The organism is Pseudoclavibacter endophyticus, assembly GCF_008831085.1.
GTDB lineage: Bacteria > Actinomycetota > Actinomycetes > Actinomycetales > Microbacteriaceae > Pseudoclavibacter > Pseudoclavibacter endophyticus.
Genome location: NZ_WBJY01000002.1, coordinates 48,715 through 73,166 on the forward strand (window position 1 = coordinate 48,715; position 24,452 = coordinate 73,166).

Annotated in this window: 22 protein-coding genes and 2 tRNA genes; 13 read left to right on the forward strand and 11 right to left on the reverse strand. The window is 69.2% G+C overall.

Annotation, left to right across the window (positions count from 1 at the left end):
* Position 1: 1 nt before the first annotated feature.
* A complete protein-coding gene (locus F8O04_RS09925; RefSeq protein WP_158029237.1) occupies positions 2 to 1,063 on the reverse strand; it encodes a 1-phosphofructokinase family hexose kinase in 1,062 nt (353 codons plus the stop codon).
* A complete protein-coding gene (locus F8O04_RS09930) occupies positions 1,060 to 1,845 on the reverse strand; it encodes a DeoR/GlpR family DNA-binding transcription regulator (RefSeq protein WP_158029238.1) in 786 nt (261 codons plus the stop codon). The genes F8O04_RS09925 and F8O04_RS09930 overlap by 4 nt, the downstream gene beginning before the upstream one ends.
* 164 nt (positions 1,846 to 2,009) lie before the next feature.
* Between F8O04_RS09930 and F8O04_RS09935 the strand changes: the two genes are divergently transcribed.
* The 6 genes from F8O04_RS09935 (at position 2,010) to F8O04_RS15295 (ending at position 6,398) form a co-directional block, all read left to right on the forward strand.
* On the forward strand, positions 2,010 to 2,915 hold the full coding sequence (locus tag F8O04_RS09935; protein ID WP_188726378.1) for an inositol monophosphatase family protein: 906 nt from the start codon (positions 2,010 to 2,012) through the stop codon (positions 2,913 to 2,915).
* A gap of 170 nt (positions 2,916 to 3,085) precedes the next feature.
* Positions 3,086 to 4,543, forward strand: coding sequence for a M23 family metallopeptidase (locus F8O04_RS09940; protein ID WP_158029240.1), 1,458 nt, complete (start codon positions 3,086 to 3,088; stop codon positions 4,541 to 4,543).
* Positions 4,544 to 4,650: 107 nt separating this feature from the next.
* Positions 4,651 to 4,725, forward strand: a tRNA-Thr gene (locus F8O04_RS09945).
* 52 nt (positions 4,726 to 4,777) lie between these two features.
* Positions 4,778 to 4,851: transfer RNA gene (locus F8O04_RS09950), tRNA-Met, on the forward strand.
* 80 nt (positions 4,852 to 4,931) lie between these two features.
* Positions 4,932 to 5,735: a DUF1345 domain-containing protein gene (locus F8O04_RS09955; protein ID WP_158029241.1), complete on the forward strand. Its 804-nt coding sequence runs from the start codon at positions 4,932 to 4,934 to the stop codon at positions 5,733 to 5,735.
* 84 nt (positions 5,736 to 5,819) lie between these two features.
* A complete protein-coding gene (locus tag F8O04_RS15295; protein WP_373285869.1) occupies positions 5,820 to 6,398 on the forward strand; it encodes a DUF6597 domain-containing transcriptional factor in 579 nt (192 codons plus the stop codon).
* A 91-nt stretch (positions 6,399 to 6,489) separates the two neighbouring features.
* Here the strand turns inward: F8O04_RS15295 and F8O04_RS09965 are convergent, their stop codons facing one another.
* The 4 genes from F8O04_RS09965 to F8O04_RS09980 form a co-directional block, all read right to left on the reverse strand.
* Positions 6,490 to 7,485, reverse strand: a complete 996-nt coding sequence (locus tag F8O04_RS09965; RefSeq protein WP_158029242.1) for a VOC family protein — start codon at positions 7,483 to 7,485, stop codon at positions 6,490 to 6,492.
* Between the two features lie 62 nt (positions 7,486 to 7,547).
* Complete coding sequence (locus F8O04_RS09970; RefSeq protein ID WP_158029243.1) at positions 7,548 to 8,681, reverse strand: PrpF domain-containing protein; 1,134 nt, start codon at positions 8,679 to 8,681, stop codon at positions 7,548 to 7,550.
* Positions 8,678 to 9,403, reverse strand: coding sequence for a 4-carboxy-4-hydroxy-2-oxoadipate aldolase/oxaloacetate decarboxylase (locus tag F8O04_RS09975; protein ID WP_158029244.1), 726 nt, complete (start codon positions 9,401 to 9,403; stop codon positions 8,678 to 8,680). Before F8O04_RS09975 ends, F8O04_RS09970 begins: the two co-directional genes overlap by 4 nt.
* On the reverse strand, positions 9,400 to 10,155 hold the full coding sequence (locus F8O04_RS09980) for a PIG-L deacetylase family protein (protein WP_158029245.1): 756 nt from the start codon (positions 10,153 to 10,155) through the stop codon (positions 9,400 to 9,402). The genes F8O04_RS09975 and F8O04_RS09980 overlap by 4 nt, the downstream gene beginning before the upstream one ends.
* Positions 10,156 to 10,333: 178 nt before the next feature.
* On the opposite strand from F8O04_RS09980, the gene ligM (F8O04_RS09985) reads away from it, so the two are divergent.
* Positions 10,334 to 11,737 carry a vanillate/3-O-methylgallate O-demethylase gene (ligM, locus tag F8O04_RS09985; RefSeq protein ID WP_158029246.1) on the forward strand — a complete coding sequence of 468 codons (1,404 nt, stop codon included), beginning with the start codon at positions 10,334 to 10,336 and terminating at the stop codon, positions 11,735 to 11,737.
* A 237-nt stretch (positions 11,738 to 11,974) separates the two neighbouring features.
* On the opposite strand, the gene F8O04_RS09990 is transcribed toward ligM (F8O04_RS09985), so the two are convergent.
* Positions 11,975 to 12,850 carry an IclR family transcriptional regulator gene (locus tag F8O04_RS09990; RefSeq protein ID WP_158029247.1) on the reverse strand — a complete coding sequence of 292 codons (876 nt, stop codon included), beginning with the start codon at positions 12,848 to 12,850 and terminating at the stop codon, positions 11,975 to 11,977.
* A gap of 316 nt (positions 12,851 to 13,166) precedes the next feature.
* Between F8O04_RS09990 and F8O04_RS09995 the strand changes: the two genes are divergently transcribed.
* The 5 genes from F8O04_RS09995 to F8O04_RS10015 are packed head-to-tail and all read left to right on the forward strand — an operon-like array spanning position 13,167 to position 17,985.
* Entirely contained in the window at positions 13,167 to 13,949 is a 783-nt protein-coding gene (locus F8O04_RS09995) for an ABC transporter ATP-binding protein (RefSeq protein WP_158029248.1), read from the forward strand.
* Positions 13,936 to 14,646, forward strand: coding sequence for an ABC transporter ATP-binding protein (locus tag F8O04_RS10000; protein ID WP_158029249.1), 711 nt, complete (start codon positions 13,936 to 13,938; stop codon positions 14,644 to 14,646). Before F8O04_RS09995 ends, F8O04_RS10000 begins: the two co-directional genes overlap by 14 nt.
* Positions 14,647 to 14,649: 3 nt before the next feature.
* Complete coding sequence (locus tag F8O04_RS10005; protein ID WP_158029250.1) at positions 14,650 to 15,531, forward strand: branched-chain amino acid ABC transporter permease; 882 nt, start codon at positions 14,650 to 14,652, stop codon at positions 15,529 to 15,531.
* Complete coding sequence (locus F8O04_RS10010; protein ID WP_158029251.1) at positions 15,531 to 16,724, forward strand: branched-chain amino acid ABC transporter permease; 1,194 nt, start codon at positions 15,531 to 15,533, stop codon at positions 16,722 to 16,724. Before F8O04_RS10005 ends, F8O04_RS10010 begins: the two co-directional genes overlap by 1 nt.
* Before the next feature lie 7 nt (positions 16,725 to 16,731).
* Entirely contained in the window at positions 16,732 to 17,985 is a 1,254-nt protein-coding gene (locus tag F8O04_RS10015; RefSeq protein WP_158029252.1) for an ABC transporter substrate-binding protein, read from the forward strand.
* A gap of 70 nt (positions 17,986 to 18,055) precedes the next feature.
* Here the strand turns inward: F8O04_RS10015 and ligM (F8O04_RS10020) are convergent, their stop codons facing one another.
* Positions 18,056 to 19,465 (reverse strand): vanillate/3-O-methylgallate O-demethylase, encoded by a 1,410-nt coding sequence (gene ligM, locus F8O04_RS10020; RefSeq protein ID WP_158029253.1) that lies wholly within the window; start codon positions 19,463 to 19,465, stop codon positions 18,056 to 18,058.
* A gap of 73 nt (positions 19,466 to 19,538) precedes the next feature.
* Entirely contained in the window at positions 19,539 to 20,783 is a 1,245-nt protein-coding gene (locus F8O04_RS10025) for an ABC transporter substrate-binding protein (protein WP_158029254.1), read from the reverse strand.
* A 126-nt stretch (positions 20,784 to 20,909) separates the two neighbouring features.
* Between F8O04_RS10025 and F8O04_RS10030 the strand changes: the two genes are divergently transcribed.
* The gene (locus F8O04_RS10030; protein WP_158029255.1) at positions 20,910 to 21,851 is read left to right on the forward strand and encodes a MarR family winged helix-turn-helix transcriptional regulator; all 942 of its coding nucleotides are present in this window, start codon (positions 20,910 to 20,912) and stop codon (positions 21,849 to 21,851) included.
* On the opposite strand, the gene F8O04_RS10035 is transcribed toward F8O04_RS10030, so the two are convergent.
* Positions 21,835 to 22,917, reverse strand: coding sequence for a zinc-binding dehydrogenase (locus F8O04_RS10035; RefSeq protein WP_158029256.1), 1,083 nt, complete (start codon positions 22,915 to 22,917; stop codon positions 21,835 to 21,837). The two genes, F8O04_RS10030 and F8O04_RS10035, sit on opposite strands and share 17 nt — an antisense overlap.
* A 27-nt stretch (positions 22,918 to 22,944) precedes the next feature.
* Positions 22,945 to 24,390 carry an aldehyde dehydrogenase family protein gene (locus tag F8O04_RS10040; RefSeq protein WP_158029257.1) on the reverse strand — a complete coding sequence of 482 codons (1,446 nt, stop codon included), beginning with the start codon at positions 24,388 to 24,390 and terminating at the stop codon, positions 22,945 to 22,947.
* Positions 24,391 to 24,452: the final 62 nt, after the last annotated feature.

The following is a 24,452-nucleotide window of genomic DNA, read 5'->3' on the forward strand; positions in this document are numbered from 1 at the left end:
TCTACTGGGCGACGCCGGATGCGTCGGAACGGGGAGTTGCGGAGCCGCCGACCGCCTGGTCGTCGGCGGGGAGAACCGGGCTGCACCACGCCTCGACGCGCACCGCCTCCGGATGGGTCTGCGCGCGCGACGGGAGCGTCGAGCCCGGGAGCGATGCCGCCGCGGCGCCGTGGGCGACGGCCTGCGCGAGCGCGCCCGCGGGCGAGGCGCCTTCCCCGTGCGCGAGGAGGAAGCCCGCGAGTGAGGCGTCGCCCGCGCCGACGGTCGACGCGACCCTGATCGGCGGGGGCGACGCGACGAGCGCCGTGGCGCGGTCGACGTAGACGGCCCCCGTCCCGCCGAGGGTCAGCAGCACTGCACCGCACCCGAGGTCGAGCGCCCGTCCGGCGGCGTCGACGGCCGTTCCGAGGTCGGCCTCGAGCGCGTCGCCCTCGAGCCAGTCGCTCCGGCTCGTCAGGTGGTCCGCCCGGTTGAGGAGCTCGGCGAGTTCGTGCGCGTTCGGCTTGATGAGATCGACGCGCAGGCCCCCGAGGACCAAGTCGCTCAGAGGAGGCCCCGAGCTGTCGACGGCGATACGCGGGGCGCCGTCGCCGAGGCGGGCGCGCACCGTCTCGAGGATGCGCGCATACCGCAGCGGCGGTGCGGCGGGCGGGAGCGAACCGGCGAGCACGAGCCACCTCGCACCGCGACACGCCTCGACGATCGCCTCGACGAGCCGCTCGCGCGCGACGACGTCGAGTTCCGGGCCGGGCTCGTTGATCTTGGTCGTCGTACCGTCGGGCTCGGTGATTGCGATGTTCGTGCGCACTCGGCCCGCGATCGGCACGGCCACGTGGGGAAGACCCTCCTCGCGCACGGCGAGCGTGAACGGGTCATCGGACGCCGCCGGAAAGACCGCGACCGTCGCAGCCCCGGATGCGACCAGGGCGCGGGAGACGTTGACGCCCTTGCCGCCCGCCTGATCACTTGTCCGGCTGGCGCGGTGCACGGCGTCGCGTCGCAGCGGCTCGTCGATCACGACGGTGCGGTCGATGGCGGGATTGGCGGTCAGCGTCACGATCATGGCGTCACGACCTCGACCCCCGCGACCGCGAGCGCTGCCGCGAGATCGCCTGTCGGAGCCTCGTCGGTCGCGACCGCGTCGAGGTCGTCGAGCGACGCGAACCTGACGAAGGAGGTTTCATCGAACTTCGACGAGTCGGCGGCGATGATGCGGCGGGCGGCGCTCCGCACCATGGCCCGTTTGACGGCCGCCTCATCGGGATCGGGGGTGGAGCATCCGAAGTCCGCACTGATGCCGTTGGTGCCGACGATCGCGACGTCCGGCCGGAGAGCGCCGAGCTGATCGAGCGTGATGGGCCCGACGGCGGCGCCCGTGACGCTGCGGAGGCGTCCGCCGAGGGTCACGATGCCGATCGACGGGTGGGCCGCGAGACGTCGAATGATCTGGAACGAGTTGCAGATGACGGTCAGACCCTCGACGCTGCGGGCCGGCATCGCCGCGAGGCGTTCGGCGATGACGGCGGTCGTCGAGCCCGCGTCGAGCAGCACGCTGCAGCGCGCGTTGCTCGGGATGAAGCGCATCGCGGCATCCGCCGCTGCGCGCTTCTGCCGCAGATGCTCGCCCTCGCGCTCGCCCAGGGGCCGCTCGGTCGTCGCATCGCGGTCGGCGGCGACAGCACCGCCGTGAACGCGGCGCAGCGCGCCGGTCGTCTCGAGCGCGTCGAGGTCGCGCCGCACGGTCTCGGGTGTCACGCCGAGGCGCTCGGCGAGGTCGGCGACGGATGCGCGCCCATGGTTCGCGACGACCTCGGCGATGAGCCGTTGCCGTTCCGGTGCGTACATGCAGGGCTCCCTCGTCGTGCGATGCCGAGAGCGTACGTCCGGGGGGCGAAAAAAACAACAGAACCACAGAAAAACACAGAAGGATGCAGATGCGTGCCCGGGGTCTCGTGCGGCGGGAACAGGGCCGACGCGGTGACATCGCCCGGCATTGCTACGCTCGCCGCGTGACGTGCCCCCGCGAGACCGAACCCGCCGCCGATCCCGCCTCGCTGCCGGCGGTCGACCTCGCGGAGCTCGCCGCGACGGCGCGCACCGTCGCGCTCGAGGCAGGCGAGCTCGTGATGCGTCGCCGAAGGGAGGGGGTCGCCGTGGCGGCGACGAAGTCCTCGGCCGTCGACGTCGTGACCGCCGCCGATCGTGAGTCCGAGGCTCTCATCCGAGATCGCCTGGCCGAGCTGCGCCCCGGCGACGGCTTCTACGGCGAAGAAACTGACCCCGCCGCCTCGTCGACCGGCATCGTCTGGGTCGTCGATCCGATCGACGGAACCGTCAACTACCTCTACGGCTTCCCGAACTACGCGATCTCGATCGCGGCCGTCGTCGGCGAGCCCTCGAGTGAGCCCGCGGCTTACGCGACCCTCGCGGCCGTCGTACACGCGCCCGCACTCGGCGAGACCTATACGGCGACCGCCGGCGGCGGTGCGACGAGAAACGACGAGCCCATCCGCGCCTCGTCCGTCACCGAGCTCGGCCAATCACTCGTGGCCACGGGGTTCAGCTACGACGCGGCCGACCGGCGCCGGCAGGCGAGCGCGTGGGCGCAGATCGCCGGCGAGTTCCGCGACCTGCGGCGCATGGGCGCCGCGGCGCTCGACCTGTGCGCCGTCGCGTGCGGCCGGCTCGACGCCTACTTTGAGTCGGGCACCTGGCCGTGGGATCACGCGGGCGGTGCCCTCATCGCCCGCGAATCGGGTGCCGTCGTCTCCGGGCGCGGCGTCGGGCACGGCGCGGATCGTGAGGGGCGCACGTTGACGGTCGCGACGGCGCCGGGCATCGCGGACTCGTTCCGGCGGCTCATCGCTCCGGGCTTCGCGCCCGCCGATGAGGGTCCACGGGCACCGACGCAGTGAACCGGGCGCACGACTTCTCAGGGAGTGCGCACCGTTCCCAGGCGACACGCACGCAACCTTGACCGTTCTGTGACCTTTCCGTTATTCTTTCGTAGTCGCACCTCGTTAGTAAAGGAATCGGTTTGGAACAGGAACTCTCCCGGAGCACGGCAGCAGCTCCCGCTGGCGCCATGACACGTCGAGAGATCCGCGAAGCCGAACGCCGCGCTGCGCTCGCCGCCGAGTCCGCGGCCCGCACTGCCGCGTCGCCCCCCGCGGCCCGGTCCGAGCCCCATGCGCGCACCGACGCCGATGCCGCCGCGGCTCCGCTCGCCTACGCCTCCCGCCGCGCACGGCGTGCCGCTGAACGGGGCCCCGCGGCTCCGGAGGCCACCCCCGTCACGCCGACGCCCGCGGCCTCTCCCGCCGCGTCGCCATCGACCGTGACCTCCCCATCGACCGCGGTCTCGCCATCGTCCGACGGCCGTGGCGACGCATCCGAGGTGGCGCCGCTGACGCGCCGCGCCGCCCGCCGCGCCGCTGCGTCGGCCATCACCGCCGCGCCGGCGACCGCCACGGCCACCGCCGCGGCGGCATCCGCCCCCTCTGCGCCGGCCAAGGTCGGCGACGCCCGCACGCTTCCGGCCGTCGTCGTTCCCGCCGCCGTTGCCGTCACGCCGGCGATCACGCCCGTCGCCGCCCTCGAGGCCGACGCCGAGGCTGGAGACGGCGTCGTGCAGGCCGATGTCGAGCTTCCGCTGAGCTTTCGCCGCAACCAGGCCGCGCTGACGCACATCGCTCCCGTCCGTACGGGATCGAAGCGTGCCCTCGTGCGCGTCAAGCGCGACCGCGGCGGCAACACCCGCCGCGGCGCCGCGCTGCGCGGCACGGCCGGCCTCACGGCCCTCGGCTTCGCCGCGACCGTCGCTGTCGCCACGACCCTTCCGGCTGTCGCGAACAACTCCGACCAGCAGTCACAGCAGGCGGCTGACGCGGCTATCGGCGCCGCAGGCGGGGCGCAGTCCCTGAGCGTCGGCTCGGCCGCCGCCGACGTCGAGACGGCCTCGGCCGACTCCGGTCGCGAGCCCGGCTACGCGGTCGCGACGATGGGCAGCGCGACGGCCTACAACACGATGTTCGGCATCCAACGGCCAGACCCGAGCACGTACTGGAACGATCCCATGGCGGCCGTGCAGTGGCCGTTCCCCGAGGGTGTCGTGATCTCCGACTACTTCGGCTCGCGCAACGCCCCCTGCTCCGGCTGCTCGAGCGATCACAAGGGCATCGACATGACCCCTGGTGAGGGCACGCCGATCGGTTCGATCGCCGACGGCACCGTCGTCACGGTGCACGAGACCGACAACGGTGGTCTCGGCGTCTACGTCGAGGTCGAGCACATCATCAATGGCGAGCGCATCACATCGCTCTACGGCCACCTGCTCACGGGCTCGATCCCGGTCAAGGTCGGCGACACGGTCAAGGTCGGCGACGAGGTCGGCAAGGTCGGCAACACGGGGTCGTCGACGGGTGCGCACCTGCACCTCGAGATCCACGTCGAGGGCGTGCAGGTCGACCCGTACGCCTACCTGCAGGAGCACAACTCGCCCGAGACCGTCGTCGTTCGCGCCGACTCGTCGGTGTCGGCCTAGCGTCCGGCAGGACACAGGAACGTGAACCCACCGACGTGCAAGCGCGCTTTCGAGAGCTGCTATGCTCGTCCGGTGCTTTTGCGGGCCACAAGCCCGCGGAGCATCTCGCCCCGATAGCTCAGTGGTAGAGCACTTCCATGGTAAGGAAGGGGTCGTCAGTTCAATCCTGACTCGGGGCTCCACGATGCAGCGTCCAGCGCCGCATCGTCACGGCGCGGTTTCATAGCGCCACGTGGCTGAGTAGCTCAGTTGGTGAGAGCGCACGACTCATAATCGTGAGGTCGCGGGTTCGAATCCCGCCTCAGCTACCGCGCGACGGGCCCGATCACGGCGCAGACTCGTTCTGCACCGATCGGGCCTTTGTCGTCGGCGAGGGAAGAGGGCAGTCATGGGGGACGAGGTCGGGGCCGCGGTCGGCCAGGCCGGACAGGCGCCGACGACGCCGCGGCTCGCCATCGACGTGTGGCGTCACGCCCTCTGCCTCCTGCTCACCTGCGCGCTGCTGGGCGCTGGGACGGTCGCGTACCTCGCCGCCGCGGATGCCGAGCTTCTCAAGCGCGTCGAGTCGCCGTATGCCGAGTCGCTCGAGATGCTGGCCCTCATCGGCGCCATGCTCTTCGTCTACGGCAGCAGCTATGCCGTCCTCACACTGGTCGTCTTCCGCCGCTACCGGGGCGACGCGCTCAGGCGCGTCGCCAGCGACTCGGCCGCCATCTCGTCGCAGCGCCGGATCGCGCTCTACCTCTTGGGCGGTGACGAGATCACGTTCCCCGTGTCGGCCGCTTTCGCCGCGCTCGTGGGCGTCGTCGCCCTCGTGCTGGCTCCGGAATTCACCTCCGACCTCACGCTCGCCGTGGGCGCGCTCGCGGGTCTGATCGGGGGCTGGATCATGATGGTGACGAGCTTCACGACGACCTATCTGCGCGAGTGGGCCCTGCGCGACGCGGTGCGCTTCCCGGAGCCCCGGCACGCCGACGGCGGCGCGCTGCGGAGCAGCGAGCGCCGCATGAGCGACTTCGTCTTCGTGGCCGTGCAGTTCGCGACCGCCTACTCGAGTACGGACTTCTCGCTGGTCGCCCCGCGGGTGCGGGTGTTCGCCTCGATCAACTCGGTGCTGGCCTTCTTGTACGGCACGGTCATCATCGGCATGTTCCTGTCCTTCGCCGTGTCGGCCGGGCTTGGGGCCGCCTAGTGCCTTCTGGCCATGACGTTGTCCACGTCCGGACACTGGTGCACGGAGTGAACGAGAAGCGGCACGAACGAAGGGGGGCGAGACATGGGCAGCTATACGGCTCGGCGCGCTCCTCGTACTGGGGCGTTGCTGTCGCGTGTCGAGGCCGAACCTGGCAGTCGACGCATCCTTCCCGACGGAGTCATGGACCTCATGTGGTCCGAGGAGCGATTCGTGTTCGCCGGCGCGGACACCACGGCGACGATCGCTTCGTCGACGAGCGGTGGCGTCACCTGGGGGTTGAGGTTGCGGCCGGGCGCAGCGCACGCGCTGCTGGGCATACCCGCCCGCGAGTTGAGAGATCAGCGGTTCGATCTGAGCGAGCTCATCGCGATACCGTCCACAGTGATCGATGGAGCGCACCTCGGTCCTGCGGTGAACTCGCGGCCAGAGTGTCGCGAACGTCGACGGCCCACGGCTCCGCCTCCTGCTGACGCCGTCGCCGTCACGGCCGACCTGAATCGCTTGGAGGACGGACAGCAAGCCGACGGTGGATGGCACGTGGATTTCACCAGCTCTTCCCCGGCCGCAAGCCTCGAATGGCGCGGCTATGCAACCGTCTCCGCCTTGGCGACCCTTCGGGCCAACGGTCGGGCGGGCTCGCCTCCTGCGGTTCCTTCCTGACCTGCCATCAGATGGCCGCGTCACCACACGATGGACGCCCTCCCGCAGCCGTCGCTCGGGCCAGCGTCAATAACCACCTGGCCCCATACGCCTAGTGCTTGCCCTCGAGCGCCTGGCGGTCGATCTCCTCTTGGTTTTCGACGAACGGGGTGCCGTGCGTGTGGAACGTCGCGACGGTCTTCATCCCCCACGCCTGGCCGCGGGCGCGCTCGGCCTGGCTCCACTCGACGACCGGCCAGTCCGGGTCGGCGAGCAGGCGTGCGCCGGCGTTGGCGAACTCGATGCGGTTGCCGCCGGGCTCCCACACGTACAGGAAGAACGTCTGGTTGATGGCGTGCTTGTAGGGGCCGTATTCGATGTAGACGCCGTTCTCGAGGAAGATGTCGGCGGCCTTGAGGATGTCCTCGCGGGTGTCGGGCGAGAACGCGAGGTGGTGGAAGCGACCGCGCTGCTTCGACCAGTCGTCGGAGTAGACGACGTCGTACGACTTCTGGTGGAAGCGGAACCACCACGCCGCCATGCTGCCGTTGTCGAGGCGCACCCGCTCTGACTCGCGCGAGCGCATGACGTCGCGCCAGAACTCGCCGGCCGCGTCGACGTCGGACGCGAGGTAGTTGATGTGGTCGATGCGGCGGGCGTTGACGCCGTAGCCCGGGAACTTCGACGCCTGGTTCTTGAGGGCCGGTCGGTCCTGGTCGTCCGGCACGTAGCGCTCGGTGTCGTAGTAGATGGCCATCGTGTGGCCGTCGGGGTCTTCGAACTCGTACGAGCGGCCGATGCCGACCTCTGGCTCGCGCCACCCGCGGCCGAGACCGGCCGCCTCGATTGCGGCGACCCTGTTCTGCAGCGCCTCCTCGCTCGAGGCGCGGAACAGCGTGCGGCCGACGCCGTTCGTCTCCGACGCGGTGAGCTTGATCGTGTAGAGCTGATACTCGTCCCAGCAGCGCAGGTATGACGAGTCGCCGATGCGGGCGACCTCGCGCATCGCGAGCAGGTCGCGGAAGAAGTGCAGGCTCTCGTCGAACGTGGGGGTGAAGAGTTCGACGGCGCCCAGGTGGGCGATCTCGAACTGATCCGGGGTGGCCATGCGATGGTCCTCTCTGACGTCGTGGTCGGTGGTGTGTGGTGGGCGACGGTTCGGCGTGCGCGTCAGCGGTCCTGGTGCGCCAAGCGGGCGAACACCCGGCCGTCGAACAGTTTGCGCGCGGTGCGCGTGGAGGTCGACGCCCCGCGCCATGTGCCGTCGTCGTCGCGGGTCACGGAGACCGTGGTGGCGAGCGAACCGGCGGGGTGCTCGACGACGACGTCGCGCCCGGCGCCCTCGCAGTCTCCCGCCCCTGCGCCCGTGGCCGGCGCGGTCCTGCCATCGGCTCCGGCGACCTCGTGAGCAACCGTACCCGGTATGCGGGTCGCCGCAGCGGCCGAGGCGGCCATGAGGACGCCGATCGAGGTGTGGACGCGGTGCGGCACGAAGGCCCGCGCGGTCACGTCCCCGGCGTGCCGGGGCGGCGAGACGATGATCATCTTCGGCACACTCTGCTCGGTCACGTCGCCGAGGCCGAATGCCCCACCGGCGAGCAGGCGGACCTGTTCGACGCGGGCAACGAGATCGGCATTCGCCTCGAGGCGCTCTGGAGACTCGGTGCCGTCGAGTCCGAGCTCGTCGGCGCGCAGCAGGACGACCGGCATGCCGATGTCGATGATGGTGACTCGCTGGCGGCCCGGTTCTCCGAGGTCGAGCACGTCGACGACGTTGCCCGTCGGAAGCAGGGGAGTGGCGCGCTCGACCATGAGCTCGACCGGGGCAGCGGTGCCCGGAACCCCGTCGATCGAAGCGTCACCGTCGTACGTGACGGCGCCCCCCGGCGTCTGCAGTCTCGCCGTCGCGACGTCACCGGTATTGCTGAGGCGGATGCGCAGGGTGGTCTCGCGAGCATCCGCCGGAACGAGGCCGCGCTCGATGCCGAACGGACCGACCGCCGCGAGGATGTTGCCGCACGTCTGCATCGCCGAAACGGTCGGGGCGTCGACGCCGACCTGCAGGAAGAGGTAGTCGAGGTCGATGCCAGCCTCGTCGCTCGGCCGCACGATCGCGACCTTCGAGGTCAGGGTCGTGGCGCCGCCGATGCCGTCGAGCTGCTTGACATCGGGCGTGCCCATGATCCGGAGCAGCAGGTCGTCGCGCGCGGCCGGGTCGGCGGGCAGGTCCTCGGGCAGGAAGAACGCGCCCTTCGACGTGCCGCCACGCATGAGCAGGCACGGGATGCCGTCGGCCTCGGTCATGAGGGTGTGGCCGCTCCCCGCCGCTCCGCCTCGTACTCGGCCTGCGTGAGCGTGCGGATGCCGAGATCGGCGATGACCGAGCGCAGGCCCTTGCGGTCCATCGAAAGCTCGCTGCCCGCGTAGGCCTCGCGGTCGCCGGCCTCTTTCGCCACGCGTCTACGCGAGGCGTCGAGCGCGGCGTCGGCGCGCTCGCGGGGCACGATCGTGACGCCGTCGTCGTCGGCCACGACGACATCGCCGGGGTGCACGACGACCCCGTCGAGCACGACCGGCACGTTCACCGAGCCGGGCGTGTCTTTCACGGTGCCCTCCGCGGAGACGTGCGCCGTCCAGACGGGGAAGCCCATCTCGCGCAGCTCGGCGGTGTCGCGGACGCCGCCGGTCGTGACATACCCGCGCACGCCCCGTGCGTGCATCTGCGTCACCATGAGGTCGCCGATGTAGCCGTAGGGCGATTCCGCCTTCGGCACGACGACGATCACGTCGCCCGGCTGTGCCTGCTCAATGGCCGCGTGGATCAGGAGGTTGTCGCCCGGCGCCGCGAGCACCGTGACGGCGCTGCCGGAGATCGCCGTTCCCTGCTGGATGGGGCGGATGCGCGGGCCCGCGTACCCGATACGGCCCATCGCCTCGTGCACGGTCGCGGCGCCGAACTCGGCAAGGGCCTCCACCGTCGATGCGTCGGCGCGCGCGATGTCGGTGACGATCACGTGATCACTCACGAGAGCTCCTCGGTGACCTGGGGGTAGTAGCGCACGTAGGCCTCGCCCATCGTGTCGTGCGGCAGGCCCAGGTTCGGACCGGCGTTGCGCTTGAGCTGCACGCCGCGACGAATCGCGAGCTGCGTGTAGTACTCCCACATGTGGGTCTGCGCCGGAAGGCACTCCATGGCGGCGCGCTTGCGCTCGAACGCATCGGTGATGTCGAGGAGCAGGTTCGGTCGGAAGTCGCACTGCTCGGGCTGGTGCGGCTCGAAGAAGAACACGGGCGGTGCCCCGATGATCTCGTCCTTCGTCGGCACCGATCCGTCGGCGTTCGGCACGCCGATCGCCTGCGCGAGCACGCGCGCCTGCAGGGCCATGCGCGCCGCCGCGGGGTGATCGCCGTTGTACGGATCGGCCAGGGTGTGCGTGAGCACGACCGTCGGCTGCACACGGCGGAAGACGTCGACGAGGCGCGTCATGGCCTCGGGCGTCTCGACGAGCGGGTAGTCGCCCATGTCGAGGAACTCGATCTCGGCACCGAGTGCGGCCGCCGCGGCCGTGGCCTCGTCGCGGCGGATCGCCTTGATCTCTTCGAGGGAGTTGCCGGCGAGCCACTTGCTCGCCGACTCGCCGCGCTCGCCGTAGCTGAGGCACACGACGGTCGCGCGCTCGCCGCGCATCGCCGCCTTGGCGATCGCGCCGCCCGCGCGCCACACGAAGTCGCCCGCGTGGGCGCTCACGACAAGCAATGAAGGGGTGAACTCGGCCATGGCTCTCCTGTCTCGCGGCAAGCGGCATTCTCGCGGCAAGCGACGTCGCGATCAGGCTTCCACACCCCTGGCGCAATGGTCAAGATTCTGCATACAATTTTGGCGACGATTCGCAAAGGATGCACGCGGACGATCCCGTCCGCTCGAGGGCATCGCGACATGGAGGTCGAGAAGACGCATGGCAAACAACCTGCAAGAGCTGCTGGACGAGCACGGCAACACCGTCGAACTGCTTCGGAATTCGAGGCTCGGCACCTACATCTATCCGGTGGTTCCGGCGGAGTTCTCGAACTGGCGCCGTGAGCAGAAGGCATGGCGCGAGACGGCCGTGCTCTACGACCAGACCCACCACATGGTCAACTTCTTCCTGTCGGGCCCCGACGCACTCAAGCTGCTGAGCGACACGGGCGTCAACTCGTTCGCCAACTTCCCCGTCAACACCGCGAAGCAGTTCGTGCCGACCGCCTCCAACGGCGGCGTCATCGGCGACGGCATCCTCTTCCGCGAGGCCGAGAACGACTACGTCTACGTCGGTCGCGCCCCCGGCGCCAACTGGTTGCAGTTCCACGCCGAGACCGGCGGGTACAACGTCGAGTTCACCTACGACGACCGTTCGCCCTCGCGCCCCTACGGCCAGGCCGTAACGCGCAAGTACTACCGCTTCCAGATCCAGGGCCCCCGCGCCTGGGACATCATCGAGAAGCTCGCCGGCGGCACCGTCGAGAAGGTGCGGTTCTTCCACATGGGCGAGATGACGATCGCCGGTGAGCGCGTGCACACGCTGCGCCACGGGATGGCCGGCGCACCCGGGCTCGAGATCTGGGGCCCGTACGAGCAGCACGGCAAGATCCGCGACGCCGTGCTCGAGGCCGGCGCCGAGTTCGGCATCGAGCCCTGCGGTTCACGCGCGTACTCGTCGAACACGCTCGAGTCGGGCTGGATCCCCTCGCCGCTCCCCGCTATCTACTCGAGCGAGGCGGAGCGCGCCTACCGCGAGTGGCTGCCCGTCACGAGCTACGAGGCGATCAACGCGGTCGCCGGCTCGTTCGTTTCGGACGACATCGAGGACTACTACCTCAACCCGTGGGAGCTCGGTTACGGCTCGTTCGTGAAGTTCGACCACGACTTCATCGGCCGCGACGCGCTCGAGAAGCTCGACCCGGAGCAGCAGCGCAAGAAGGTCACGCTCGCCTGGAACGACGAAGACCTCGCCAAGATCCTCACCTCGGTCATCGACCGCGAAGGTCCCGGGTACCAGTTCTTCGACCTTCCGAATGCGAACTACGGCTCGTCGAACTTCGACGCCGTCATCGACGCCGATGACAACACGATCGGCCTCTCGCTCTTCACCGGCGTGACCGCCAACGAGAAGCGCGGCCTGTCGCTCGCGACGGTCCACCGTGACGTGCCGGAGGGCGCCGAGGTCCGCGTGGTCTGGGGCGAGCCCGACGGCGGGTCGGGCAAGACCACGGTCGAGCCGCACGAGCAGCTCGCCGTGCGCGCCATCGTGAGCCCCGTGCCGTACGCCGAGACGGCGCGCGGCGAGTACCAGGGCGGCTGGCGCACCACCGGCAAGCTGTAGGGCGCTCCGGGCCGGGCGCTCCGGCGGAGGCGCGCGTCGCCGCCCGAGGTATGGCTACCAATACGGACGGGTGCTACCGAACATTCGGTAGCACCCGTCCGTTTTGGTAGTCACCCGTGGTAATCGGCAGCACCCCGGCGCAGCAAGTTGCGCTCGGTGGTGCTCGGTCACGCTCGGTTGCGCTCGGTTGCGCTCGGTGGTGCCCGGTGGTGCTCGGTCACGCCCGCCCGCGCGCCTTCAGCGTCCCCCCGCCGTTCCGCGCGACGCCCGGTCGGCGCGGGACCGATGCACCGTCTCGATGACCTCCCACGAACGCTGCGAGACGTTGCCGCTTCCGGGCGGTCCGAGGGACGGCTGCCCGCCCTGCTGCTGCAGCGTGCGCGTCATGCCGGCCGCGGCGACGTTCAGAATCTCGATGACGGCCATCGGCGTGCCCTCGGTGTTCTTGACCACGGCGCCCATGCTCGCGCTGACGACGCCGTCGGCCCCGTACACGGGCACGGCGACGCCCATCGACTCGAGATGAATGTGTCCGTGTGTCACGCCGAAGCCATCGTTCCGGATGCGCCGAAGCGTCCGGCGCAGCTCGCCTTCCTCGACGATGGTGTGCGGAGTAAGCCGGCGCATGCCCGTGGCGATGACATCCTCAACGATCGAGCGGTGCCCGAATGCGAGCAGGACGAGCCCGCTCGACGAGGCGTGAAGCGGCACGCGACCGCCGACGAGCGACGCGTTGACGACGCTGTCGTTGGCCGACATGCGCTCGATGAACAGCACGTCGGTGTCGACGCGCACACCGAGCTGCACGTGTTGCCGGAGTCGCGAGTTCGCGGCGGCGATCCACGGCTGCGCCGCCTCGCGCAGGCCCACAACGCCCGGCGTTCGCGCCCCGTATTCCCACAGCCGCAGACCGAGGCGGTAGGTGCGCTCCGGCCCGCGCTCGAGGAGCCGCTCGCGCACGAGCTCGCCGACGATGCGGTGCGCGGTCGAGTGCGGCATCCCGGTCACCCGCGTGATCTCCGTCAGGGTGCGCGTCGGGTTGAGCGCGTCGAACGCGTCGAGCACGCGCAGGTGCTGCTGGAGGGCCGATCGCCCCGCTGAACCTCTCGCCATGCCCTCAACCTAGGCAGGTGCGCCCGTGATTTATCCGTTCAACGGACGAAAGTGCTCGCGGTGTCGTGGGGGGCGCGTAGCTTGAGGACCTGTTACTCGGATGCCCGCAAAACGCCGCGAGCCACGCGAACGTGAGCGAGCATCCCGCCGTACCACGGTCACGCATTGGCATCGATGTTCGAGTTCGACACGGACTCGCGCCAAAATCGTTGACAATGAAGTACCGTGCGACGAATCACCCGATTCTGACCCGCCCGGGGTGACCAAGGTCGGCCGCCCCGGACCCGCACTGTTGCGGTTTCCCGAAAGGTGCTCAATGGCGGCGCGACTGACCCTGCGAGACGTGACGCTGCGGTTCGGCGGCATCACGGTCTTGCACGACGTCGGATTCGAGGTCGAGCCCGGCCAGATCTTCGGCCTCGTCGGGCCGAACGGCGCGGGCAAGACCTCGCTCTTCAACTGCATCAGCGGTCACTACCGCCCGAACAGCGGCTCGATCACGATCGACGACGCCGAGGTCGCGGGGGTGCGGCCGTCGACCCTCGCGAAGCACGGTCTCGCGCGCACCTTTCAGCATCCGGGTCTGCAGCTTCGCGAGACCGTGCTCGAGAACGTCATGCTCGGGGCGCACACGAGGCTCCCGGGCGGGCCCGTCGAGTGGGCAGCCCGCCTGCCGCACACGTGGCGCAGCGAGCGCAAGCTCCGCGCCGAGGCGGGGACCCTCCTCGAGCGCACGGGCCTCGGATGGGCCATCGACAACACCGCCGACGAGCTCTCGCACGGCCTGCACAAGGCTGTGGAGCTCTGCCGGGCGCTCATGTCGAAGCCGCGGCTGCTGCTCCTCGATGAGCCCGCGGCCGGCCTGCCCCACTCCGAGGTGCAGCAATTCATCGAAACCGTCCGCAGCATCCGCGACAATGACGACATCACCGTGGTCATCGTCGAGCACAACATGGGCGTTATCTCGGCCCTGACCGAGCGCGTCGTCGTGCTCGACCACGGCGCCAAGCTCATGGAGGGCACCGCCGCCGAGGCACAGTCCGACCCGCGGGTGATCGAGGCCTACCTCGGGAAGGACGAGGTCGATGACGCTGCTTGAGCTCGAGAACATCACGGCCTCGTACGGCCCGGTCCAGGTCATCGACGGCGTCTCGCTCTCCGTGCCCGATGGCGGCGCGGTCGGCATCCTCGGCGCGAACGGCGCCGGCAAGACCACGACGCTGCGCGCGATCTGCGGCATGGTGCGCGCGGGTGGGTCCATCCGCTTCGAAGGCCGCGAGATCCGGGGGATGGGCCCCGATCGCATCGCGGGAATCGGTATCGCGCACGTGCCGGAGGGCCGCGGCACGTTCGCGGGGCTGAGCGTGAAAGAGAATCTGCGGGTCGGCGCCTACCTGCGCAAGGACCGTGCGAAGGTCAGCAGCGACATCGACTACCTGCTCGACCTGTTTCCCAATCTCAAGGCCCGGTACACGTCGGCCGGTTCGGCCCTCTCCGGCGGCGAGCAGCAGATGCTCGCGATCTCGCGCGCCTACATGGCGCGGCCGAAGCTGCTGATGCTCGACGAGGCGTCGCTCGGGCTCGCGCCCGGCACGGCGAAGTCGGTGTACCAGGCGATCGCCCGGCTGCGACAGGAATCGGATATCGCCATGCTCGTCGTCGAGCAGAACGCCAACCTCGCGCTCGACCTCGTCGACACCGCCACGGTGCTCGAGACGGGGCGCAGCGTGCTGACCGGGGCATCCGAAGAGCTCAAGTCGATGGACGAGATCCGTCGCGCGTACCTGGGAGGCTGACCGATGGGGACCTTCATACAGCTCGTCGTCGACGGCCTCTCGACCGGCTCGATCTACGCGGCGCTCGCGCTCGCGATCGTGCTCGTCAATCAGGCCACCGGGCTCATCAACTTCGCACAGGGCGGCATGGCCGTGCTCTCGGCCTACCTCGCCTGGTGGTTCCTGGGCACCGGCGTGCCCCTCATCCTGGCGATCATCATCTCGATGGTGCTGTCGTTCGTTATCGGCGCCGCCATCGAGCGCGGGCTCATGCGCCGATTCGAGGGCGGCGAACCCGACACCGCCGTCGTCGCGACGATCGGCCTGCTCACCCTCATCACGGGCTTCTGCGGGCTCATCTGGTCGTACAACAACCACCAGATGCCCTCGCTCTTCCCGCTCGACACCGTCAATGTCGCGGGCGCCGCCCTCAGCGTGCGCTCGATCGGCACGATCGTGGCGATCGTCGCGATCATGCTGCTGCTGCAACTGCTGCTCATGGGCACGAAGTTCGGCCTCGCGCTGCGCGCCGTGTCGATCAACCCCCAGTCCGCGGCACTGTCGGGCCTGCCTGTCGGGCGTCTCCTCATGGCGGGATGGGGCATCGCGGCCGCCCTCGGTGCCGTGGCCGGAGCCCTCGTCGCCCCGTCGCTCACCTTGACGCCGGGCATGATGGACAATGCGCTCGTCTACGCGCTCGCCGCCGTCATCCTCGGCGGCCTGTCGAGCCCGTTGGGCGTCGTCGTCGCGGCCTGGATCATCGGGGTGCTCGAGAATCTCGCGGCGGTCTACGTCGGATTCATCGGCCACGACCTCAAGATCGCGGTGCCGTTCATCCTCATCTTCGTCGTGCTCGTCGTTCGACCACAGGGCCTCTTCGGCCGGAAATCGGTGGTGCGCGTCTGATGTCCAACACAACCCGGAAGACCAACACCGGCGCGATCGCGATCGCGAACGCCGAGGGCATCACGAAGCGCCCGTGGTTCACGCCCGTCGTCATCGCGGTCGTCGCGGTCGTCATACTTGCTCTGCCGCTCATGCTGCCCGAGCTCGCCAACCAGACGCTCGCCCGCGTTGTGGTCTTCGCCGTCGCCGTGCTCGGTCTTAACGTCGTCATGGGCTACACCGGCCAGGTGTCGCTCGGCCAGATCTTCTTCCTCGGCCTCGGCGCCTACGTCACCGCCTATGGCGAAGAGCAGGGCTGGCACATCGTCATCACGTTCCTGCTGAGCATGATCATCCCCGGCCTCGTCGGCCTGCTCATCGCCCTGCCCGCCGCACGGCTCGGCGGCCTGGCCATCGCAATGGTGACGATCGCGCTGCCCATCATCGGCCTGCCCCTCGCCAAGCGAATGGGCGACTTCACGGGCGGGTCGCAGGGCATCTCGGCGAGCTTCGGCCAGGCGCCTGACTGGACCGGTCTCTACAAGGACCAGTGGCAGCTCTACGTGGTCCTCATCATCGGCGCGGCAGCCTTTCTCCTCACCCGCAACCTCGTCCGGGGCAAGTACGGCCGTGCCTTCGCGATCGTGAAGGGCAACGAGAACGTCGCCAAGTCGATGGGCATCTCGCCCTACAACTACAAGGTGCTCGCGTTCACCGTGGCGTCGATCATCGGCGGCCTCAGCGGCTTCCTCTACATGTTCGTCGTCGAATACACGTCGCCCGAGACGATGGCGTTCCACCACTCCATCACGCTGCTCGCCGCGATGGTCATCGGCGGAGCCGGCAGCATCGTCGGTTCCGTGATCGGTGGTGCCTACTACGTGTTCGTTCCGCAGCTCACGAACGCCATCAACCCCAACGCGACGGCGCTGCTGCAGGGCATCATCCTGCTCGTCGTCCTGTTCGTGCTGCCGGGCGGCGTCGTCACGCTGCCGCGCCTCATCAAACGCCTCACACGCCGGCGCGGCGGCGGCTCGAGACCCGGGGCACCGGGCGCTGCTCCACCGCCGGCCGTGCCGACCGGTCCGGAGGGCGCCGCGGGCCTGGCCAAACCGACAGCATCCACACCATCATCGTCATCGACAACTGCGTCCTCGGATGAGGGCGGCGCATCGACGCGCCCGCCGTCAGACGGCACCACCCCAGAAAGGTAGACCCAGCATGAACCACACGAAGCGACGGAAGACGTTCATCAACGGCGTCGCGCTCGCGGCCGTGGCGGCGCTTGCGCTGACCGGATGCGCGCGCGGACCCGCCGGCGGCGGCGAGGGCGGCGAGGCGAGCCCCGGCATCACCGACACGAGCATCACCCTCGGCATCACGACGCCGCTCAGCGGCGGAACGGCCGGTCCCGGCAACTGCACCGTGGACGGCATCAGGGCCTACTTCGGTGCAGTCAACGCCGAGGGCGGCGTCACCTTCGGTGACGGCAACACGCGCACGGTGGAGATCGAAGCGCTCGACGACACCTATGACCCGCAGAAGGCGAAGGCCAACTACGACCAGCTGAAGGACAGCGTCTTCGCGATGACGTCGGGCCTCGGCACGCCGACCAACCGCGCGTGGCTCGAGGCGGCGATCAGCGATGAGGTGCCGCAGGTGCTCGTCCAGACCGGTGACCCGATCTTCAGCGACCGAGAGGCGAGCCCCTGGCAGCTCGGCTTCGTGCCGATCTATCAGAACGAGGGCGCCGCGTTCGGCGAGCTGCTGGCGAACTCGGGCGAGGAGCACAAGGTCGCGATCCTGTCCCAGAACGACGACTTCGGCGAGGGCTACGTCGAGGGCTTCAAGGAGGAGATCGAGGGAGTCGACAACATCGAGATCGTCGGCGAGCTGACCTACGAGGCCACCGACACGACCGTCAACGCGCAGATGACCGAGCTCGCCGCAACGGGCGCCGACGTCATCTTCAACGCCATGTCGATCACCCCGCTTGTGATCACGGCGATGGAGCAGGCGAAGCAGCTCGGATGGTCGCCCAGCTGGTTCCAGCCATCCAACACGTCGAGCCCGGGCGCCATCCTCGAGCCCGCCGGCGCGGAGACCTTCCCCGGCGTCTACTCGGTGGCGTTCGCGAAGGCGCCCGCCTCGCCCGAATACGCCGAGGATGAGGACGTGCAGGAGTTCCTCACGAACCTCGAGGAGCACACCGATCAGGCCGGTGTGCCCCAGTTCCCGCACTGCATGTGGAGCTACATGATCGGCGCGACGCTCGAGCAGGCATTCCAGAACATGACCGAGCCGACGCGCGCGAACTTCATGGAGCACCTGATGCAGATCAGCGACTTCCAGGCGCCGCTGATGCTGGATGGCACGTCGGTCAACACGACGGAAGACGGCCAGCCCGCCGTCTCGACGGTCATCGTGCAGAAGTACAACGGGCAGGGCTTCGACAACGTCGAGTCCTTCGGCTAGTCGCACGCCCCGCGACGACCGCGGCCCGGCCGGTTTCGCACCGGCCGGGCCGCGGTCGTTGGCGACGGTGCTACCGCCGCGCAGCGTTGCGCCACCGGCCTCCGCCCTCATATGACTGACGGGTGTCGGCCGAGTAGGGCGCCGGCCGAACGACCGCCCGAATCGTCGTCTGCTCGTGCGGCGGTATGACGACGAGGTCGCGACCGCCACCGGGCTCCCCCCACACGAGCTCGAGTTCGGTGCCGATCTCGATGTCCGCGTCGACGATGCCGAGCGAAAGGGCCCGCCGTTCGTTGTAGGAGTACGACGTGTACGTCGAGAACCCCACGAGATCGCCGTCGGTGTTGCGTACGGCGTCGTAGTTTGCCGTGCCGTACGTCGCATTGGGCAGGTCGAAGAACTTGTACGTCGGCGCTGCTGGGTCGAACAGCGTGCCCATCACGCGGGTGAGATCTTCGGCGTTCCACTCGAGGGTGACCTTGCCGCGCTGCCTCTCCGTGTCGAGCCGCTCGAGCGCTTCGCGGCCATGGAAGTCGTGGTCGAACTTGACGAAGCGTCCGTAGCCGAGGTCCCACGGCGTCAGGTAGTAGTCCTCGACGTTGACCGACTCGAAACTCCCCGTGATCGATCCGACCGCCTCGAAGCTGTCGGCACGAAGCCAGCGGCGGTAATCGGCCAGTTCCTCCCCCGTGTAGATCGCGGGAAGCGGTGAGGGAATCCATCCGACTTCTCCGCTCACCGACGGGTAGGCCCGGGAACCCACGCTGAGCATGCCGAACTCGGCGCCCGCCGCAAGAATCGCATCCCGCACCCGGTCGTGCTCGTCGTACGGTCCCCACAGCTCGAGGCCGGGCTGTCCCGCGACGCCGTGGCGGAGCGTGCGGACCTGCAGTCCATCGATCGAGATGTGCCCCATGCGGAAGAAACGCGATTCGGGGATCTCGGCGCCGTGGAGCTTCTCGAGCACCTGCCAGGCGAGCGGGCCCTGCACCTCGAACCGGAACAGCCGCCGGGAGGCCGGGCCGCGGGGGCGAGACGGCGAACGGCGGTCGATCACCGTCTCCACGTCATACCCGCCGACCTCCGCCTGATACGAAAGCCAGTTGACGGTCGGAGCACGCCCGACGAACGTGAACGAGTCGGCGGATTCGCGGAACATGATCCCATCCCCGATCACCCGCCCGTTCGGTGCGGTCGTCGTGAACTGCTTCGCACGGTCGATGTCGAAGTTCGCGACCGACCCGATGCCGGTATCGGAGACGAGCTTCAGCGCATCCGGGCCCTGGATAAAGAAGTTGTCCATGTGGTGGGTCTGATCGAACAGCGCGACGCTGTTGCGCCACGCGAGCTGCTCGCTCATCCAGTTCGTGAATTCTGCGGGCACGACGGGATAGACGTGCTTGCCGATCTTCGACGAACGGAAATGGGCGACCAAGTCGGTGGTTCCGTCGATGACGTCCTGCAGGGTCTCGTGACTCATTGTGGAAATTCCTCTCTCAAGTGAATGGGCCGGAGCGCGACGGCGCCTCGCCGACGGGCCGCTTGCACGCCGGTCATCCCTCGTCCCACGACTCGACGGTGTCGTACCCCGAGCCGTTGTATTTCTGGACCACCACCGACGAGACGGCGGGCTGGCCGTCTTCCGTCGTGCTGATCGAGGTGCCCGGCAGCATGAGCGGCGCTTGGAAGTCATCGATCGAGCGCAACGCCTCCATGAACGACGAGCGCGTCGGCTGCCCCATGTCTTGGAACGCCTGGTCGAGGGTCGCGGCGATCATGTAGCTCCACGCGCAGTGCGGAAACGGCGGCACATCGGCGTAGTCGCCGTGCGCTTCCAGATTCGCGAGGAAGCCTTGCACTTCCGGGTCATCCGCGTACTCCGGGGCGTCGAACGGGACGGCGAATGCCACGGAATACACGCCGGGATAGTTCTCCGCGCCGCCGGGCTCGAGAATCACCGATGGGCTCGACGTGTTGGAGGGCAACAGCCAGCTGGGCATCCAACCGAGGCTCTGCGCCTTCTGCATCGCCCCGATCATGAGCGGGTTGATCGGCACGGCGGCGAGTACGACGTCCGCGCCGGTCGCGGCCATCTCCGTCACCTGCGCATCGACAGAGATATCGGTCGACTCGTAGGACTGCTCCTGCACGATTTCTACGTTGGCGGCGTCGGCGACGGCCTCCTTGAACCCCTCCAGGTACCCGAGGCCGTAGTCATCGTTCTGATAGAGCACGGCGACCTCGTGGTCATCACTCGAGCCGGCGAGCTGCTCGCCGAATGCCGCGCCCTCGTTGATGTACGTGGGCACGAAGCCGAGCTGCCATGGGCTTTCCTCCCGATCGTTGAAGATCGGGTCTCCCGACATGAGCAGGACCTGCGGCACTTCGTCGGCGATCGCGGCGCTCAGGTACGAGCGGTTGGTTGGCGTGCCGATTCCGGCCGTCATGGCGAAGACGCTGTCCTTGAGCTGGTCGTAATTGGCCTTCGCCTTCTGCGGGTCGTAGGTGTCATCGAGCGCCTCGATCTCGACCGTGCGCGTCTTCCCATCCCCGAAGGCGATGCCGCCCTCGGCGTTCTTGGCGCCGAAATAGGCGGCCAGGCCGGCGACGGAGCAGACACCTTGGCCGGCCGTGTTGCCGCTGAGGGGTGTCGTGATGCCCAGCGTGATGCTGTCGTCGGTGATGCCGGGGCTGGTTCCGTCGTCACCCGCGGGACCGCGCGCGCATCCTGTGAGAGCGAGCGCGGCCGCGGCGACCACGGCGATGGCGCTGAGGGCGCCTCGAGCGTTGCGATTCATGGCTTCGTTGCCTTTCATTGCGGGGGTCTGTCATTGTGAGGAATGACGGGAAATGGACGCGTGTCTGAGGGGAGATCGCGACGCTCGTCGGAACGTGCATTCGGATTCGAGGAAGTTGAGGCGGTCGTGCCGGCACCGGAAAGCCTCCAGTCGGGCGTCGAGCAGCCGCTGTCCTCGCCACTCGCGTCGTCGCTCGGTCACCTGCTTCGCCGCACGCAGCAGTTGCACACGCTGCACTGGAGCGACCTCGTCGGAAGCGGCATCACGGGGGCCCAGTACGCCATCCTCACGGTCGTCGCGGCGTATCCGGATGCTCCGCGTACGATGGTCGATCAACTCGCGGCGCTCGACCGGTCGACCTCGGCCGATGTGATCTCCCGACTGGAGGCCAACAGCTGGATCGAACGCGGCCGGGCCACCCACGATGGACGGCGACGGGCGCTCACGCTGACGCCGCCGGCTCAGGTGGGCTTGCACGTGATCACCGAGCAGGTGCGGAGCGTGCAGGAGCGCCTGCTGCGGGATCTCGACGAGGCGGTGCGCGACGACCTCATACGGCTGCTCGCGACCGTCGCGTACGCCGACGCCCCGAAGCTTCGAGCGGAACCGCCGGCGAACCCCGGCGCAGGAGTGCTGCCGTTGCCGACCACGGCCACCCACTTGCTGCGTCGGGCCGAGCAACGGCATCAGCGCCTTTGGTCGGCGCATGTCGGCGGGGCCGCGACTCCGACGCAGTACGCCGTCATGTGCGCGCTCGCCGGCCGGGCGCTCGATCAGAAGACGGTCAGCTCGCTCGCGTCGCTCGACACGTCGACCGCGGCCGACGTGATCTCGAGACTCCGGCGTCAGGACATCGTGGTCGTGACACCGGACGAACGCGACCGGCGGCGCAACGTCGTCTGCCTGGCGCCCGCGGCGCACGGCGCGCTCGCGGATCTGACGCCACGCGCCGAAACGGTGCACCGCGAACTGTGCTCGCCGCTCGACGCCGAGGAGGCTGAGCGGCTGAAATCGCTGCTGCGAACGGTTTCGTTGCGGTCGGGGAGCGCGCTCAGTCATGGCGGATGACGCCACGCACGACGCCGCCGGCCTCGAGATCGTCGAACGCTTGCTGCACGTCCGGCAGCCGGTAGTGGTGCGTGATCATGCTCTCCGCGTCGAAGCGTCCGGCCTCGATGAGGTCGGCGAACTTCTGGAAGTCGGTGCGCACCTGCGTGGATCCGTAGTACGAGCCGACGACCCGTTTCTCTGCGCGGAAGAAATCGGTGGCGGGCAGGCTGATCGTGGTGTCCGGCGCTGGGATGCCGACCGTCGCCACCGTGCCCCCTCGGCGGGCGCTGTGGTACGCGTCGAGGACCGTGGCCTGGATGCCGACCACCTCAATGGCGACGTCGACGCCGCGACCGTGCGTCAGGGCGCGCACCTGCTCGGGGGTGCCGCCGGCGGCCGGGTCGACGACGTGGGTGGCACCGTTCCGCAGGGCGTGCTCACGCTTGAGGGAGATCGGGTCGACGGCGATGATCTGCGCCGCCCCCGCGATGCGCGCGCCCTGCACCGCCGCCTGCCCGACGCCGCCGCAGCCAACGACGGCGACTGAGCTGCCGGGGCGCACCCCCGCGGTGAACATCGCCGCACCGGCCCCCGTCGCAATACCGCAGCCGATGAGGGCGAGCTGATCGGAGGGCAAGTCCGAGTTCACCTTCACCGCGAGCTGCTGGTCGATCGTCATGCGCTCGGCGAAGGCACCGAGGCCGAGCATGGCGGTGACGGGCAGCCCGTCCGAGGTGCGGGCGCGCACGCGTTCGCGGACGCTCATAGTCGTCGCGCAGAGGTGCGTCTGACCGTTGAGACACCAGGAGCACGAGCCGCACTGCGGAACGAGACTGCCGATGACTCGGTCGCCCGGCGTGAAGCCTCGTACCTCCGTACCGACCTCGAGGACGGTTCCTGAGACCTCGTGGCCGATGATCGTCGGGTTGGCGAGACCCAGATAGCCGCGCATCGCCGAAATGTCGCTGTGGCACACACCGGATGCCTCGATCTCGACGACAAGGTCTGTTGGGCCGGCCGGCAGCGGTTCGACCTCTTCGATCGAGACCGGCTGGTCGACACCGCGCATGAGGGCTGTGAGCATGAGTGGTTCCTCTTCGTTGCGGGCGGCTCAAGCGTCGTCGACCGACGTCGACAGGAAGACGGCTTGCGGCTCGGTGAAGAACTCGCGACTGAAATCGCCGCCCTCGCGCCCGATGCCGGAGGAGCCCGGCCCGCCGATCGGAGCCCGCAGATCGCGGACCTGGTAGCAGTTGACCCACACGGTGCCGGATCGGAGCCGTCGTGCGATCGTGTGCGCCAGGCGCGTCGACTCCGTGAACACGACGGCCGTGAGCCCGTAGTCGGTGTCGTTGGCGGCGGCGACGGCCTCGTCGAGGTCGTCGAAGCCGGTGACGGCCGCCATCGGCCCGAACACCTCCTCACGCCAGACCCGACCCCTGCGGTCGAGGTCGGTGACGATGGTCGGGGTGAACGTCCACCCCTCGCCGGGGCCGCCGAGCAGCACCGTGCCTTCGTCGTGTGCGAGGTCGAAGTACCCCGATACCCGTTCGAATTGCCGCTGCGAGGCGAGCGGTCCGAGGTCGGTCGCCGCGTCGAAGGGGTCGCCGACGCGGAGCGCCTCGGCGTGCGCCTGGAATCGCGCCATGAAGGCCTCGCGGACCCGGTTGTGAACGAGCACCCGGGTGCCGGCGAGACACACCTGGCCGGTGTTGTTGAAGACGGCGCGCGCCGCGGTGCTCGCCGCGAGCTCGAGGTCGGCGTCGTCCAGCACGATCGTCGCGCCCTTGCCCCCGAGCTCGAGCGTCACGGGGACGAGCTGCTTCGCCGCGATCTCGGCAACACGCCGTCCGGTCGCGGTCGAGCCGGTGAACGTGATGCGGTCGGCGCCGGCCGATGAGGTCAGCGCGTCGCCGATCTCCGAGCCACGCCCCTGCACCACGTTGAGCGCGCCAGCGGGGATGCCCGCCTCGAGCGCGTAGGCCCCGACGAGAGAGGCCGAGGTGGGACTGTCCTCTGCCGGTTTCCACACGACAGTGTTGCCCCAGGTGAGGGCGGCGGCGATCTTCCAGACGCCCAGCATGAGCGGATGGTTCCACGGCGAGATCGCGACAACCACGCCGGCCGGTCGATAGGCCGTGAAGGCGTGGAACGCCGGGCCCATCGGGTACGTGTCGGCCGTCGCCAACGCGAGGTGGTCGGCGAAGAATCGGATCATGCCGATCGCCCTCGGCACGTCGAACGTGCGCATCGCTGCGATGGGCCGGCCCATGTCGTGCGCGTCGGCCAGTGCGAGGTCCTCCGCGTGCGACGCCATGACGTCGGCGAACCGGTGCAGCAGGACGCCGCGCTCGCGTTCGCTCATCAGCGGCCAGGGGCCGTCGTCGAACGCGGCTCGCGCCGCCGCCATGGCGGCCGCCGCGTCGACCGGTCCGCCGCGGGCAACACTGGCAACCGCGCGCTGCGTCCACGGATCGATGTTGTCGAAGCTCCGACCGTCACTGGCCTCGCGCTCGTCACTCCCGATCACATGCGGAATGAACGTAGTTTCTGTCATGACGCGCCTCCCTGCGAGTTCCGAACCGGCGTGAGCGTCGATGCCTCGCCGAAGTCTGTGGG

Coding starts and splice junctions, on each gene's coding strand:
- F8O04_RS09930 (WP_158029238.1), bottom strand. CDS start 1,845: ATGTACGCACCGGAACGGCAACGGCTCATCGCCGAGGTCGTCGCGAAC.
- F8O04_RS15295 (WP_373285869.1), top strand. CDS start 5,820: ATGGGCAGCTATACGGCTCGGCGCGCTCCTCGTACTGGGGCGTTGCTG.
- F8O04_RS10015 (WP_158029252.1), top strand. CDS start 16,732: ATGAACCACACGAAGCGACGGAAGACGTTCATCAACGGCGTCGCGCTC.
- ligM (WP_158029246.1), top strand. CDS start 10,334: ATGGCAAACAACCTGCAAGAGCTGCTGGACGAGCACGGCAACACCGTC.
- F8O04_RS10040 (WP_158029257.1), bottom strand. CDS start 24,390: ATGACAGAAACTACGTTCATTCCGCATGTGATCGGGAGTGACGAGCGC.
- F8O04_RS09990 (WP_158029247.1), bottom strand. CDS start 12,850: ATGGCGAGAGGTTCAGCGGGGCGATCGGCCCTCCAGCAGCACCTGCGC.
- F8O04_RS10005 (WP_158029250.1), top strand. CDS start 14,650: ATGGGGACCTTCATACAGCTCGTCGTCGACGGCCTCTCGACCGGCTCG.
- F8O04_RS10010 (WP_158029251.1), top strand. CDS start 15,531: ATGTCCAACACAACCCGGAAGACCAACACCGGCGCGATCGCGATCGCG.
- F8O04_RS10025 (WP_158029254.1), bottom strand. CDS start 20,783: ATGAATCGCAACGCTCGAGGCGCCCTCAGCGCCATCGCCGTGGTCGCC.
- F8O04_RS09995 (WP_158029248.1), top strand. CDS start 13,167: ATGGCGGCGCGACTGACCCTGCGAGACGTGACGCTGCGGTTCGGCGGC.
- ligM (WP_158029253.1), bottom strand. CDS start 19,465: ATGAGTCACGAGACCCTGCAGGACGTCATCGACGGAACCACCGACTTG.
- F8O04_RS09940 (WP_158029240.1), top strand. CDS start 3,086: ATGACACGTCGAGAGATCCGCGAAGCCGAACGCCGCGCTGCGCTCGCC.
- F8O04_RS09925 (WP_158029237.1), bottom strand. CDS start 1,063: ATGATCGTGACGCTGACCGCCAATCCCGCCATCGACCGCACCGTCGTG.
- F8O04_RS09955 (WP_158029241.1), top strand. CDS start 4,932: ATGGGGGACGAGGTCGGGGCCGCGGTCGGCCAGGCCGGACAGGCGCCG.
- F8O04_RS09980 (WP_158029245.1), bottom strand. CDS start 10,155: ATGGCCGAGTTCACCCCTTCATTGCTTGTCGTGAGCGCCCACGCGGGC.
- F8O04_RS10035 (WP_158029256.1), bottom strand. CDS start 22,917: ATGCTCACAGCCCTCATGCGCGGTGTCGACCAGCCGGTCTCGATCGAA.
- F8O04_RS09970 (WP_158029243.1), bottom strand. CDS start 8,681: ATGACCGAGGCCGACGGCATCCCGTGCCTGCTCATGCGTGGCGGCACG.
- F8O04_RS10000 (WP_158029249.1), top strand. CDS start 13,936: ATGACGCTGCTTGAGCTCGAGAACATCACGGCCTCGTACGGCCCGGTC.
- F8O04_RS09965 (WP_158029242.1), bottom strand. CDS start 7,485: ATGGCCACCCCGGATCAGTTCGAGATCGCCCACCTGGGCGCCGTCGAA.